The organism is Pseudomonas asiatica (genome assembly GCF_009932335.1).
GTDB classification, from domain to species: Bacteria; Pseudomonadota; Gammaproteobacteria; order Pseudomonadales; family Pseudomonadaceae; genus Aquipseudomonas; species Aquipseudomonas asiatica.
Genome location: NZ_BLJF01000001.1, coordinates 3,245,323 through 3,257,894 on the forward strand (window position 1 = coordinate 3,245,323; position 12,572 = coordinate 3,257,894).

Sequence of the window (12,572 nt, forward strand, 5' to 3'; positions counted from 1 at the left end):
GGTCAGACGTCTGCCTTCCCTCGCGGAGCCGCCAAGTGCATTGCGCAGGCCCATGGTTCCAGAACAACAAGAAAGACTTGAGGAGTACTCGCTGTGGAAAGCCGCAAATCCGAAGCCCCTACGCTGGATCTTGCTCCACCGCTCGAAACGAGCTGGCTGGAGCGGATTTTCAAACTCAAGCAACACGGCAGCACCGTCAGAACCGAAATGATCGCCGGCGTGACCACCTTCATCACCATGGCCTACATCATCTTCGTCAACCCCAACATCATGGCCGACGCAGGCATCGACCACGGTGCCGCCTTCGTCGCCACCTGCATCGCCGCCGCGCTGGGCTGCCTGCTGATGGGCCTGTACGCCAACTGGCCGGTGGGCCTGGCGCCGGGCATGGGGCTCAACGCCTTCTTCACCTACACCGTGGTCGGCACCATGGGCTACAACTGGGAAACGGCACTGGGCGCAGTATTCGTCTCGGGTGTGCTGTTCATGTTCCTGACCTTGTCGAAAGTGCGCGAATGGTTGCTCAACAGCATCCCGGTCAGCCTGCGCCATGCCATGGGGGCCGGCGTCGGATTGTTTCTCGGGCTGATCGGCCTGAAGACGGCAGGCATCATCGTCGACAGCCCCGCCACGCTGATCAAGCTGGGCTCGCTGCATGAGCCAGGGCCGCTGCTGGCGGCGGTGTGCTTCCTGCTGATCGCCATCCTCAGCTACAAGCGGGTGTTCGGCGCGATCCTGATCAGCATCATCGGTGTCACCCTGGCCGGCTGGGGTCTAGGGCTGGTCAAGTTTGGCGGGGTGATGTCGATGCCGCCGAGCCTAGCGCCGACCTGGATGGCCATGGACGTGGCTGGCGTGTTCAACGTCAGCATGATCAGCGTGGTGCTGGCGTTCCTGTTCGTGCACATGTTCGACACCGCCGGCACGCTAATGGGCGTGGCGCAGCGAGCCAACCTGGTGGCACCGGACGGGCGTATCGAGAACTTGTCGAAGGCGCTGAAGGCTGACAGCGCTTCGAGTGTGTTCGGTGCCGTGGTCGGTGTGCCGCCGGTGACCAGTTATGTGGAAAGTGCTGCCGGTGTGGCCGCTGGTGGCCGTACCGGCCTGACGGCGGTGGTGGTCGGCCTGCTGTTCATTGCCGCCATGTTCTTTGCGCCATTGGCCGGAATGATTCCGGCCTATGCCACCGCGGGCGCACTGATCTACGTGGCAATGCTGATGATGGGCAGCATGGCGCATATCCACTGGGACGAGGCCACCGACAGCATTCCGGCGATCGTCACGGTGATCATGATGCCGCTGACTTTCTCGGTCGCTGATGGTATTGCCCTGGGCTTCATCAGCTATGTGGCATTGAAGGCAGGTACCGGCAAGTACAAGGAAATCTCCGCCAGCCTGTGGGTGCTGTGCGCAATCTTCATTGCCAAGTTCGTGTTCCTCTGAACCCTCCACATCCAAAAAGGGCGCTCCGGCGCCCTTCTCTTTTATTTAGCCGGTGCTGGTTTTTTCGCGAAGATGCCCGTTCGAGGGAGTTCAGCTGGCGTCACGCCTGAAGGAACGGTTTCCCGCACGCTTACAACCTCAAATGCCGCCGGCAAGATCGCTACTACATCAAATACATCCTTTTTATAACCTACACCGGGGACCAGATTAAGATCCTTGCGCACGAGTACCGGCAGGACAACACCATCGTCGTAGGCATTAGCGTATGTTTTGGCGTGTTCAGGGGTTGGCGCGACATAGAAGCCTTGCCCTTGGGCTTGCCTATGAGGCTCTGAATACACTGGCGATAGCCCCTTAGCCAATGAAGGAATATTTTTTCGGCTCGTCCCGTGCCAGCCTACCAGTTTTGTAAATACCCCCTTGTTAGCAACTGCAGCCAGAACCTCTACTCGCTTGGGCGGCTTTGCAACCCCCATCAGCCTTTTCCAAAGGCTATGACCGCTTGGATCCTGGTAATTCACTGGGTCGCCCTGGCAGTAGGCATACGCGTTCAAACCACCTTGATCGAACGGACTCAAGCTGTCCGGGCTGTTGAACCGCATCAAAGAGGGAATGAATGCTCGATAACCATTACCCAAGTGGTAATGCTCGGTGACTGGGTCCAGTTGTTCACCGTTGAAGCCGAGTACACCCTGATCAGGCAGATGGTAGCCATAGGGCGCATACGCATTTTTTGTGTCCATCAGGCTGGCTCCTCAACTTGGTAGCTGATCATCCCAGATGAACCAAAAAGAGAGTACTGGCAGAAATGTGAGTGATTTGACCTGATATAAAAAACGCAGACGAAAAAAAGCCCGCCAGTGTGAGAGCGGGCCAAAGGACCTACGAAGATTCTTCTAGCGACCAACTAGCTTCCACGATAGGTCGAATAGCTGTACGGCGAGATCAGCAGCGGCACGTGGTAGTGCTCCTGCTGCTCGTCGATACCAAAGCGCAGCACGACGACATCCAGAAACGCCTGGGCCGGCAACTGCACGCCGCGGGCACGGTAGTAGTCACCGGCGCTGAACTGCAGCTGGTAGACGCCGGTACGGTAGTCGTCACCCTGCAGCAGCGGCGCATCGACGCGGCCATCGCTGTTGGTCAGGGCGGTGTTCACCAGCTCAAGCTGCTGGCCTTCGACACGGTACAGCTCGACCTTGATCGAGCTGCCCGGGCAGCCATGCGCGGCATCCAGTACGTGTGTGGTCAAACGTCCCATTGCTTGTCGCCTCTTGTTCAATCTGTGGGCAAAAAATACTCAGCCGTCGCACCAGCATAGCGCCTGCGGCAGGCGGGAATGACGTCATTAAGACATTCCGAGCCAAGATTGTACACAATTTTTTCAACCCATCTGTCGCCCGCAGCGATTCTTGCCCCTGAGCGACCCACCGATCGCAAAGACAGGCCTGGTAACGACACCAACGTCATTAGCTGACCAATCAGGCAGGTTTCTTGCACTGTTTTTCCAGGTCGCTGCGAGGCGACAAAAGGGAAGAAATGCGGAAAAACAGGCTTACAAAAGATTTCAGAAGTTGTATACAATCAGCCCATCCGGTGGTGCGACATCCCGACGCGGTCCGCCCACCCCCGCACAAACGCACAAGAAGGAAGACTGCAGTGAGCGCTGACTACCCTCGCGACCTGATCGGTTACGGCAACAACCCTCCTCACCCGCAATGGCCGGGCAACGCTCGCATCGCGCTGTCTTTCGTCCTCAACTACGAGGAAGGTGGCGAACGCAACATCCTGCACGGTGACAAGGAGTCCGAAGCGTTCCTCTCGGAAATGGTCGCCGCCCAGCCACTGCAGGGCGTGCGCAACATGAGCATGGAATCGCTGTACGAGTACGGCAGCCGTGCCGGCGTGTGGCGCCTGCTGAAGCTGTTCAAGGACAGCGGCGTGCCGTTGACCATCTTCGCCGTGGCCATGGCCGCCCAGCGCCACCCCGACGTGATCCGTGCGATGGCCGAGGCCGGTCATGAAATCTGCAGCCACGGCTACCGCTGGATCGACTACCAGTACATGGACGAGGCCCAGGAGCGCGAGCACATGCTCGAAGCCATCCGCATCCTCACCGAAATCACCGGCGAGCGCCCGCTGGGCTGGTACACCGGCCGCACCGGCCCGAACACCCGTCGCCTGGTGATGGAGGAAGGCGGCTTCCTGTATGACAGCGACACCTACGACGACGACCTGCCCTACTGGGAGCCGAACAACCCTACCGGCAAGCCGCACCTGGTGATCCCCTACACCCTCGACACCAACGACATGCGCTTCACCCAGGTACAGGGCTTCAACTGCGGCGAGCAGTTCTTCCAGTACCTGAAGGACGCCTTCGATGTGCTGTACGCCGAGGGCGCCGAAGCACCGAAAATGCTGTCCATCGGCCTGCACTGCCGCCTGGTCGGCCGCCCGGCGCGCCTGGCCGCACTGAAGCGCTTCGTCGATTACGCAAAAAGCCATGACCAGGTCTGGTTCGCCCGTCGCGTGGACATCGCCCGCCACTGGCACGCCACCCACCCGTACAAGAAAGAGAACGCCTGATGACCGCCTTCAAGACCCTCAAGCCATCCGCCCTGGACCGCGACGCCTTCGTCAAGGCCTTCGCCGACATCTACGAGCACTCGCCGTGGGTAGCCGAAAAAGCCTATGACCTGGGCCAACTGGGCGAACTGGACGAGATCGAGGCGCTGCACCAGCGCATGAGCGACATCCTGCTCAGCGCCAACCACGCCGACCAGTTGGCGCTGATCAACGCTCACCCGGACCTGGCCGGCAAGGCCGCCATCCAGGGCGAGCTGACCGAATCGAGCACCAACGAGCAGGCCGGCGCCGGTATTCACCAGTGCACCGCCGAAGAGTTCGCCCGTTTCACCGAACTGAACGACGCCTACAAGGCCAAGTTCCAGTTCCCGTTCATCATGGCGGTAAAAGGCAGCAACCGGCACCAGATCCTCGCCTCCTTCGAAAAACGCATCCACAACGATGCCGATGCCGAATTCAAGGAAGCCCTGGCGCAGATCAACCTGATCGCCCTGTTCCGCCTGCTGCAGCTGTAAAGCCGCCGCAACGCTTGAGCCTTATCCAGAACAACGAACATAGAAGAGATATCCGCATGCGCACCCTGATGATCGAGCCCCTGACCAAAGAAGCCTTCGCCCCCTTCGGAGACGTGATCGAAACCGACGGCAGCGACCACTTCATGATCAACAACGGCTCGACCATGCGCTTCCACAAGCTCGCCACGGTCGAAACCGCCGAGCCTGAAGACAAGGCGATCATCAGCATCTTCCGCGCCGACGCGCTGGACATGCCGCTGACCGTGCGCATGCTGGAACGCCATCCGCTGGGCAGCCAGGCTTTCATCCCGCTGCTCGGCAACCCCTTTCTGATCGTGGTCGCGCCAGTTGGCGATGCACCTGTATCAGGTTTGGTCCGAGCCTTCCGCAGTAATGGCAGGCAGGGCGTTAATTACCATCGCGGCGTCTGGCACCACCCGGTGCTGACGATCGAAAAGCGGGATGACTTCCTGGTGGTTGATCGCAGTGGTTCCGGCAACAACTGCGACGAGCATTACTTCACCGAGGAACAGATGCTGGTCCTCAATCCCCACCAATAAGAAAAGGTCGGTCATTCAAGGGCATTGCCCGAGCGGGTGACCGGCAAGAGGTACATACTGTGGAAGCACACCTTCACGAATGGCTGAACCTGAGCATTCGCTGGGTTCACATGATCACCGGTGTCGCCTGGATCGGTGCATCGTTCTACTTCGTCTGGCTGGAGAACCACCTGAACCGAAGCAACCCGCGCGATGGGTTGTCGGGTGATCTCTGGGCAATTCACGGCGGTGGTATTTACCACCTGGAGAAATACAAGCTCGCCCCCCCGAAAATGCCCGAGAACCTGCACTGGTTCAAATGGGAGGCCTACTTCACCTGGATGTCCGGTATTGCCCTGCTGTGCGTGGTGTTCTACTGGAACCCGACCCTGTACCTGCTGGCCCCTGGCAGCACCTTGAGCGGTGCCGAAGGCGTGGCCATCGGTATCGGCTCGCTGATCGCCGGCTGGTTCATCTACGACTTCCTGTGCGACTCGCCCCTGGGCAAGAAGCCAGCGCTGCTCGGTGCAGTACTGTTCGTGCTGATCATCGCGGCATGCTGGGGCTTCAGCCTGGTGTTCAGCGGCCGTGGTGCGTACCTGCACACCGGCGCGATCATCGGCACCATCATGGTCGGCAACGTGTTCCGCATCATCATGCCGGCCCAGCGCCAGCTGGTTGCGGCGATCGAGAACAACCAGACCCCAGACCCGGTACTGCCGGCCAAGGGCCTCCTGCGCTCGCGCCACAACAACTACTTCACCCTGCCGGTGCTGTTCATCATGATCAGCAACCACTTCCCGAGCACCTACGGTAGCCAGTACAACTGGCTGATCCTGGCCGGTATCGCAGTAGCCGCGGTCCTGATCCGCCACTACTTCAACACCCGCCACGACAGCAACAAGTACGCCTGGACCCTGCCGGTCGGCGCACTGGCGATGATCTGCCTGGCCTATGTCACCGGTCCGAAACCGATGGCCGTCAGCCCTGAGCAAGCCGCGGCGAAGGTCGAGTACCAGCCACTGCCCGCGACCGCTGTAGGTGGCAAGACCGCCGCCGAGCAACGCGCCGAAGACGCCGCCAAGGCTGCCGCAGCGCCGGCCGCGCCGGCCGAAGCCCCTGCCCAGGCCAACGCCCAGGCTGGCGGCGAGAGCTTCGACAAGATCCACAATGTCATCCAGGAACGCTGCACCGTGTGCCACTCGTCCAAGCCGACCAGCCCACTGTTCAGCGCCGCCCCTGCCGGCGTGATGTTCGACACCCCGCAGCAGATCCAGGCCCAGGCCGCGCGCATCCAGGCGCAAGCGGTCGCCAGCCAGATCATGCCGCTGGGCAACATCACCCAGATGACCACCGAAGAGCGCAAGCTGGTCGGTGACTGGATCGCCAAAGGCGCCCCGGTCAACTGATAGCACCTCGCCAGGCAACCCGTTCCCAAGGGGGATCACCTCCCCCTGTGGGAGCGGGCGTGCCCGCGAAGAGGCCGGCAAAGCCAGCCTCAGGCTTCATGTATTACGCAACAAGCAAGCATCGAGCGTTCGACCTCTAGCGGGAACCCCAGGCTGCCTCCACCGGGCCTGCCGCCTGAGCCCGGCGCTTGGATCCGAGAATAAAAACAAAACTCGAGGTGCTGCATGTCCGAGTCACGCAAGGCGTACATCCCTGTTGCGCCGCCGCGCGAGCCCTTGCCCCTGTTCCAACTGATCCTGGTTGGCCTGCAACACGTTCTGCTGATGTACGGCGGCGCGATCGCCGTGCCGTTGATCATCGGCCAGGCCGCCGGGTTGTCCCGTGAAGAAGTCGCTTTCCTGATCAACGCCGACCTGCTGGTCGCTGGCGTCGCCACCATCATCCAGTCCTTCGGTATCGGCCCGGTGGGCATCCGCATGCCGGTGATGATGGGTGCCAGTTTCGCTGCCGTCGGCAGCATGGTGGCCATGGCCGGCATGCCCGGGGTGGGCCTGCAGGGGATCTTCGGCGCGACCATCGCCGCCGGGTTCTTCGGCATGCTGATCGCGCCGTTCATGTCCAAGGTCGTACGCTTCTTCCCACCCCTGGTTACCGGCACGGTGATCACCTCGATTGGCCTGTCGCTGTTCCCGGTGGCAGTCAACTGGGCCGGTGGTGGCCAACAGGCAGATACCTTCGGCTCGCCGATCTACCTGCTGGTGGCCGGCCTGGTACTGGCGGTAATCCTGCTGATCAACCGTTTCATGCGCGGTTTCTGGGTCAACGTGTCGGTGCTGGTGGGCATGGGCCTGGGCTACATCCTGGCCGGCTCCATCGGCATGGTCGACCTGTCGGGCCTGAACGACGCACCGTGGCTGCAAGTGGTGACCCCACTGCACTTCGGCATGCCGACCTTCAGCCTGGCGCCGATCCTGTCCATGTGCCTGGTGGTGGTGATCATCTTCGTCGAGTCCACCGGCATGTTCCTGGCCCTGGGCAAGGTGACCGATCGTGAAGTTACCCCAGGGATGCTGCGTCGCGGCCTGCTGTGCGATGCCGGTGCGTCGTTCATCGCCGGCTTCTTCAACACCTTCACCCACTCCTCGTTCGCCCAGAACATCGGCCTGGTGCAGATGACCGGGGTGCGCTGCCGCTATGTCACCATCGTGGCCGGTGCACTGCTGATCCTGCTCAGCCTGCTGCCCAAGGCGGCCTTCCTGATCGCCTCGATCCCGCCTGCGGTACTGGGCGGCGCGTCCATCGCCATGTTCGGCATGGTCACCGCCACCGGGATCAAGATTCTCCAGGAGACGGACATCGGCGACCGTCGCAACCAGCTGCTGGTTGCAGTGAGCGTCGGCTTCGGGTTGATCCCCGTGGTACGTCCGGAGTTCTTCGCCCAGATGCCCCAGTGGATGGAGCCCATCACCCACAGTGGCATCGCCATGGCCACGGTTAGTGCCCTGGTGTTGAACGTGCTGTTCAACATCCTTGGTGGTGCCGACCGCGCGGTGCACAACGAAGCCTGTCACCAACATTGAGCCAGACGGGGCGGCGCATGGCCGCCCCGCATTCACACAGGCAGTAAACGCAACACCGTCGGCCCGCCGGAATGGGCCGCCCGGGGCGCCTGCGCGCCAAATAAACCGCCAACAAAAACAATAAGTCCGGGAATCACAACATGAAGCGCATCACCACGTCCCTGTTGCTGGGCAGCAGCCTGCTGGCCACCCTCCCCTCGCATGCAGGCGAATGGCTGCAATGGCACGGCGAAAGCCTGACCTACCTGTACGGCAAGGACTTCAAGGTCAACCCTGATATCCAGCAGACCATCACGTTCGAGCACGCCAACAAATGGAAGTACGGCGACACCTTCATGTTCGTCGACAAGATCTTCTACAACGGCAAGGCCGACGCCAGCAAAGGCGTCACCACCTACTACGGCGAGTTCAGCCCACGCCTGTCATTCGGCAAGATCTTTGACAAGAAGCTGGCCTTCGGCCCGATCAAGGACGTACTGCTGGCAATGACCTACGAGCGCGGCGAAGGCGACAACGAGGCCTACCTGATCGGCCCAGGTTTCGACCTGAACGTCCCCGGCTTCAACTATTTCACCCTGAATTTCTACGTGCGCAACACCGAGGGCAGCCGCCCGGGTGACAACGTCTGGCAGATCACCCCCGGCTGGTCCTACACCATCCCCGTGGGCAGGTCCGACATTCTGATCGACGGCTACATGGACTGGGTCACCGACAATGACCAGACCCGCCGTGGCACCTACCACGCCAACCTGCACTTCAACCCGCAGGTGAAGTACGACCTGGGCAAAGCGCTGAACCTGGGCGCCAAGCAGCTGTACGTGGGCTTTGAGTACAGCTACTGGAAGGACAAGTACGGCATCGACAGCCGCGGCAATCTGGAAAGCAACCAGAGTGTCGCCAGTGCGCTGATCAAAGTGCACTTCTAGAAAACTGACCAAACGCACAAGTTTGTTCCACTCTGCTCCAGGACGGAGCACTTGAGGCAAGGCGCGCAAGCCAGTAATCTGCGCGCCCCCTCGATCAGGGCAGAACGGATTCTGCCTGCGTTTACTGACCGCTCAGTCAATGAATACGGGCGGTTGGCCAACGTGTTGCCAGCCTGAAAGACCCTTTTCATCCGTTCAGAACGAAGTCGAGCAGGAAGGTTTTGCCAGCCCAGGAAAGTTGGCTCAACCCTTGCCAAACAGCTGTGGCCTATCGAAAAAAGCTGACTCAAAAGACAAAAAGCGCCAATAACGAGCGCTGACAACAGATCAATCAAGGGAGCGACATTCGCAATGCGTACCATCAACAGCCTGATCCTCGCCGGCGGCCTGCTGGCCTGTGGCACCACCTTCGGCGGCGACCTGCTGCAATGGCAGAACAACAGCCTGACCTACCTGTGGGGCAAGAACTTCAAGGTCAACCCGTCGATCCAGCAAACCGTGACCTTCGAGCACGCTGATGGCTGGAAGTACGGCGATAACTTCATCTTTGTCGACAAGATCTTCTACCAAGGCCAGAAAGATGAGGGCAACGGCCCGAACACCTACTACGGCGAAATCAGCCCGCGCCTGTCGTTCGGCAAGATCTTCGACCAGAAGATCGGGTTTGGCCCGGTCAAGGACGTACTGCTGGCGATGACCTACGAGTTCGGTGAAGGTGATACCGAGTCTTACCTGATCGGCCCTGGCTTCGACCTGGACATCCCAGGCTTCGACTACTTCCAGCTGAACTTCTACAACCGCACCACCGACGGCAGCCGCGCCGGCGACAACGTGTGGCAGATCACCCCGGTGTGGTCGTACACCATTCCGGTCGGTTCGTCCGATGTGCTGATCGACGGCTTCATGGACTGGGTGGTGGACAACGACGAGAACCGCCGCGGCACCTACCAGGCCAACCTGCACTTCAACCCGCAGATCAAGTATGACCTGGGCAAGGCCTTGCACCTGGGCGAGAAGCAGCTGTATGTGGGTGTGGAGTACGACTACTGGAAGAACAAGTACGGCATCAAGGATTCCGATGCCTTCACCACCGACCAGAACACCATGAGCTTCCTGCTCAAGGTTCACTTCTGATCGGAGCATAGGGGCTGCTGCACAGCCCCTCGCGGCACAAGGCCGCTCCTACAGGTACGGCACAGGTTTCGGAAACTGTGTATTCCCTGTGGGAGCGGGCTTGCCCGCGAACCGGGGCAAAGCCCCGGCCATGCAAATCAGGTGGCCGGCCGAACCGCACGCCACAATTTCCCCGCAATGCCCACCACGGCCAGCACCACCGCACCGGCCACAACCCCAACACCGCCGTTCAGCAGTGCCACGGTCAACGCCCCGCCACGCCCTTCGCTAAATGCCTCGATCGCATGATGCAGAGGTGCGATGCCATGCACCAGGATCCCGCCACCAACCAGGAACATGGCCGCCGTGCCGATCACCGACAGGCTCTTCATCATGTATGGCGCGGCACGCAGAATGCCGTTACCCACCGCCCTGGCCAGGCGTGATGCCTTGCGGGTCATCCACAGCCCCAGGTCATCGAGCTTGACGATACCGCCCACCAGCCCGTACACGCCGATGGTCATGACCACCGCAATACCCGACAGCACGACGATCTGCTGGGTCAACGGCGAGTCGGCAACGATGCCCAGGGTGATGGCGATGATTTCTGCCGACAGGATGAAGTCGGTACGTACAGCGCCCTTGATCTTGGCTTTCTCGAACGCCACCAGGTCGACATTGGCATCGGCCACCGCCTCCTTGAGCGCTTCGTGCTCGGCGTCAGTCTCGGCCTTGCTGTGCAGGAACTTGTGCGCCAGCTTCTCGAAGCCCTCGAAGCAAAGGTAGGCACCGCCCAGCATCAGCAACGGCGTCACCGCCCAGGGAATGAACGCACTGATCAGCAGCGCCGCCGGCACCAGGATGGCCTTGTTCACCATCGAGCCCTTGGCTACTGCCCACACCACAGGGATCTCGCGCTCGGCACGTACCCCGGTGACCTGCTGGGCATTCAGCGCCAGGTCATCGCCCAGCACGCCTGCGGTCTTTTTCGCCGCCACCTTGGTCATCACCGAGACGTCATCGAGCACAGTGGCGATGTCGTCGATCAGTACCAGTAGACTGCTTCCTGCCATGTTTGCCTGCATCCAGAAGAGTGAGTGCCCAGGATTCTAGCCCAAAGCCGCTGCCTTGAGCGCCCGTCGAGCCCGGTGCTACCATGCCCGATCCCTCTTAGAGGTGGCCAGACACGAGGAAGATCCCTGACCATGAGCACCATTCGCGAGCGCAACAAGGAACTGATCCTGCGCGCGGCCAGCGAGGAATTCGCCGACAAGGGCTTCGCCGCCACCAAGACCAGCGATATCGCGGCCAAGGCCGGCCTGCCCAAGCCGAACGTGTATTACTACTTCAAATCCAAGGACAACCTCTACCGCGAGGTCCTGGAAAGTATCATCGCGCCGATCATGCAGGCGTCGACCCCGTTCAATGCCGACGGTGACCCGAAGGAAGTGCTGAGTGCGTACATCCGCTCGAAGATCCGCATTTCGCGCGACCTGCCGCATGCGTCCAAGGTGTTCGCCAGCGAGATCATGCACGGTGCCCCGCACCTGTCGCCGAACCAGGTAGCGCAGCTGAACGAGCAGGCGCGACATAACATCGAGTGCATCCAGCGCTGGATCGACCGCGGGCAAATCGCCCATGTGGATGCGCATCACCTGATGTTCAGCATCTGGGCAGCGACCCAGACCTATGCCGATTTCGACTGGCAGATCTCTGCCGTGACCGGCAAGGCCAAGCTGGCCGACAGCGACTATGACGCGGCGGCGGAGACCATCATCCGCATGGTGCTCAAGGGGTGTGAGCCTGAGCTAGCCTGACAGGGCCAGTGGGGCTGCCTTGCAGCCCTTTCGCGACACAAGGCCGCTCCTACAAGGGATCGCGTACTACCTGCGATCCCTTGTAGGAGCGGCCTTGTGTCGCGAAAGGGCCGCAAAGCGGCCCCAGCCATCTTCAGCCTTACGCCGCTACCCCGGCATCCGCCTTCAACCCCACCTCCTCGATCGCACTGATCGCGCACTGCTCGTCGATATCCGACGTATCCCCGCTGATCCCTACCGCACCCAACACCTTGCCGTCCTGATCACGCACCAGCACACCACCCGGCGCCGGCACCACCGGTCGCTCGCCCAACCCGTTCAGCGCGGCAAAAAATGCCGGCCGCTGCTGCGCGTCCAGCGCCAGCAGGCGCGACCCCTTGCCCAGGGCAATCGCCCCCCAGGCCTTGCCGGTAGCCACCTCCGGCCGGATCAGGCTGGCGCCATCCTCGCGCTGCAGCGCCAGCAAGTGGCCGCCGGCATCCAGCACCGCCACGGTCAGTGGCGCGGCGTTGATCTTGCGGCCCGCCGCCAGCGCGGCATTCACCAGGCTGACCGCGACTTTCAGGTTCAAAGCGTTCATGGAAAGGTCCTCTTCTTGTTGTGAGAAGCCCTGAGGGCAGGTGAAAAACCGATAAGCCAATAG

Annotated in this window: 13 protein-coding genes and 1 pseudogene; 9 read left to right on the forward strand and 5 right to left on the reverse strand. The window is 61.1% G+C overall.

The window, feature by feature from the left end:
* Positions 1 to 93: 93 nt before the first annotated feature.
* Complete coding sequence (locus GYA95_RS15065; protein WP_013973528.1) at positions 94 to 1,443, forward strand: NCS2 family permease; 1,350 nt, start codon at positions 94 to 96, stop codon at positions 1,441 to 1,443.
* Positions 1,444 to 1,928: 485 nt separating this feature from the next.
* Here the strand turns inward: GYA95_RS15065 and GYA95_RS27940 are convergent.
* From GYA95_RS27940 to GYA95_RS15080, 3 genes and pseudogenes are all read right to left on the reverse strand, one after another.
* Positions 1,929 to 2,171: pseudogene (locus GYA95_RS27940) on the reverse strand (RHS repeat-associated core domain-containing protein); the annotation flags it as partial.
* 179 nt (positions 2,172 to 2,350) lie between these two features.
* Positions 2,351 to 2,704 (reverse strand): hydroxyisourate hydrolase, encoded by a 354-nt coding sequence (gene uraH, locus GYA95_RS15075; RefSeq protein WP_003259496.1) that lies wholly within the window; start codon positions 2,702 to 2,704, stop codon positions 2,351 to 2,353.
* 17 nt (positions 2,705 to 2,721) lie between these two features.
* A complete protein-coding gene (locus GYA95_RS15080; RefSeq protein WP_137188562.1) occupies positions 2,722 to 3,027 on the reverse strand; it encodes a hypothetical protein in 306 nt (101 codons plus the stop codon).
* 75 nt (positions 3,028 to 3,102) lie between these two features.
* Between GYA95_RS15080 and puuE the strand changes: the two genes are divergently transcribed.
* From puuE to GYA95_RS15115, 7 genes are all read left to right on the forward strand, one after another.
* Entirely contained in the window at positions 3,103 to 4,029 is a 927-nt protein-coding gene (puuE, locus tag GYA95_RS15085; protein WP_013973531.1) for an allantoinase PuuE, read from the forward strand.
* Complete coding sequence (gene uraD, locus GYA95_RS15090; protein WP_013973532.1) at positions 4,029 to 4,544, forward strand: 2-oxo-4-hydroxy-4-carboxy-5-ureidoimidazoline decarboxylase; 516 nt, start codon at positions 4,029 to 4,031, stop codon at positions 4,542 to 4,544. Before puuE ends, uraD begins: the two co-directional genes overlap by 1 nt.
* A 56-nt stretch (positions 4,545 to 4,600) precedes the next feature.
* Complete coding sequence (locus GYA95_RS15095; RefSeq protein WP_003259500.1) at positions 4,601 to 5,104, forward strand: ureidoglycolate lyase; 504 nt, start codon at positions 4,601 to 4,603, stop codon at positions 5,102 to 5,104.
* A gap of 59 nt (positions 5,105 to 5,163) precedes the next feature.
* Complete coding sequence (locus GYA95_RS15100) at positions 5,164 to 6,492, forward strand: urate hydroxylase PuuD (protein WP_015271163.1); 1,329 nt, start codon at positions 5,164 to 5,166, stop codon at positions 6,490 to 6,492.
* A gap of 225 nt (positions 6,493 to 6,717) precedes the next feature.
* Complete coding sequence (locus tag GYA95_RS15105) at positions 6,718 to 8,073, forward strand: nucleobase:cation symporter-2 family protein (RefSeq protein WP_015271164.1); 1,356 nt, start codon at positions 6,718 to 6,720, stop codon at positions 8,071 to 8,073.
* Between the two features lie 140 nt (positions 8,074 to 8,213).
* Positions 8,214 to 8,999: an outer membrane protein OmpK gene (locus GYA95_RS15110; RefSeq protein ID WP_015271165.1), complete on the forward strand. Its 786-nt coding sequence runs from the start codon at positions 8,214 to 8,216 to the stop codon at positions 8,997 to 8,999.
* Positions 9,000 to 9,350: 351 nt separating this feature from the next.
* Positions 9,351 to 10,133, forward strand: a complete 783-nt coding sequence (locus tag GYA95_RS15115; RefSeq protein ID WP_003259506.1) for an outer membrane protein OmpK — start codon at positions 9,351 to 9,353, stop codon at positions 10,131 to 10,133.
* Between the two features lie 137 nt (positions 10,134 to 10,270).
* On the opposite strand, the gene GYA95_RS15120 is transcribed toward GYA95_RS15115, so the two are convergent.
* The gene (locus GYA95_RS15120; protein WP_015271166.1) at positions 10,271 to 11,185 is read right to left on the reverse strand and encodes a DUF808 domain-containing protein; all 915 of its coding nucleotides are present in this window, start codon (positions 11,183 to 11,185) and stop codon (positions 10,271 to 10,273) included.
* Between the two features lie 132 nt (positions 11,186 to 11,317).
* Here GYA95_RS15120 and GYA95_RS15125 point away from each other — a divergent pair, with 132 nt between their 5' ends.
* Positions 11,318 to 11,929, forward strand: a complete 612-nt coding sequence (locus GYA95_RS15125) for a TetR/AcrR family transcriptional regulator (protein WP_015271167.1) — start codon at positions 11,318 to 11,320, stop codon at positions 11,927 to 11,929.
* A 139-nt stretch (positions 11,930 to 12,068) separates the two neighbouring features.
* Here the strand turns inward: GYA95_RS15125 and GYA95_RS15130 are convergent, their stop codons facing one another.
* Positions 12,069 to 12,509 carry a GlcG/HbpS family heme-binding protein gene (locus tag GYA95_RS15130; protein WP_013973539.1) on the reverse strand — a complete coding sequence of 147 codons (441 nt, stop codon included), beginning with the start codon at positions 12,507 to 12,509 and terminating at the stop codon, positions 12,069 to 12,071.
* Positions 12,510 to 12,572: the final 63 nt, after the last annotated feature.

Bases quoted from the DNA above. Each gene is read 5' to 3' on its own strand.
- GYA95_RS15125 (WP_015271167.1), top strand. From the start codon at position 11,318: ATGAGCACCATTCGCGAGCGCAACAAGGAACTGATCCTGCGCGCGGCC.
- GYA95_RS15105 (WP_015271164.1), top strand. From the start codon at position 6,718: ATGTCCGAGTCACGCAAGGCGTACATCCCTGTTGCGCCGCCGCGCGAG.
- GYA95_RS15120 (WP_015271166.1), bottom strand. From the start codon at position 11,185: ATGGCAGGAAGCAGTCTACTGGTACTGATCGACGACATCGCCACTGTG.
- uraH (WP_003259496.1), bottom strand. From the start codon at position 2,704: ATGGGACGTTTGACCACACACGTACTGGATGCCGCGCATGGCTGCCCG.
- GYA95_RS15115 (WP_003259506.1), top strand. From the start codon at position 9,351: ATGCGTACCATCAACAGCCTGATCCTCGCCGGCGGCCTGCTGGCCTGT.
- uraD (WP_013973532.1), top strand. From the start codon at position 4,029: ATGACCGCCTTCAAGACCCTCAAGCCATCCGCCCTGGACCGCGACGCC.
- GYA95_RS15130 (WP_013973539.1), bottom strand. From the start codon at position 12,509: ATGAACGCTTTGAACCTGAAAGTCGCGGTCAGCCTGGTGAATGCCGCG.
- GYA95_RS15095 (WP_003259500.1), top strand. From the start codon at position 4,601: ATGCGCACCCTGATGATCGAGCCCCTGACCAAAGAAGCCTTCGCCCCC.
- GYA95_RS15110 (WP_015271165.1), top strand. From the start codon at position 8,214: ATGAAGCGCATCACCACGTCCCTGTTGCTGGGCAGCAGCCTGCTGGCC.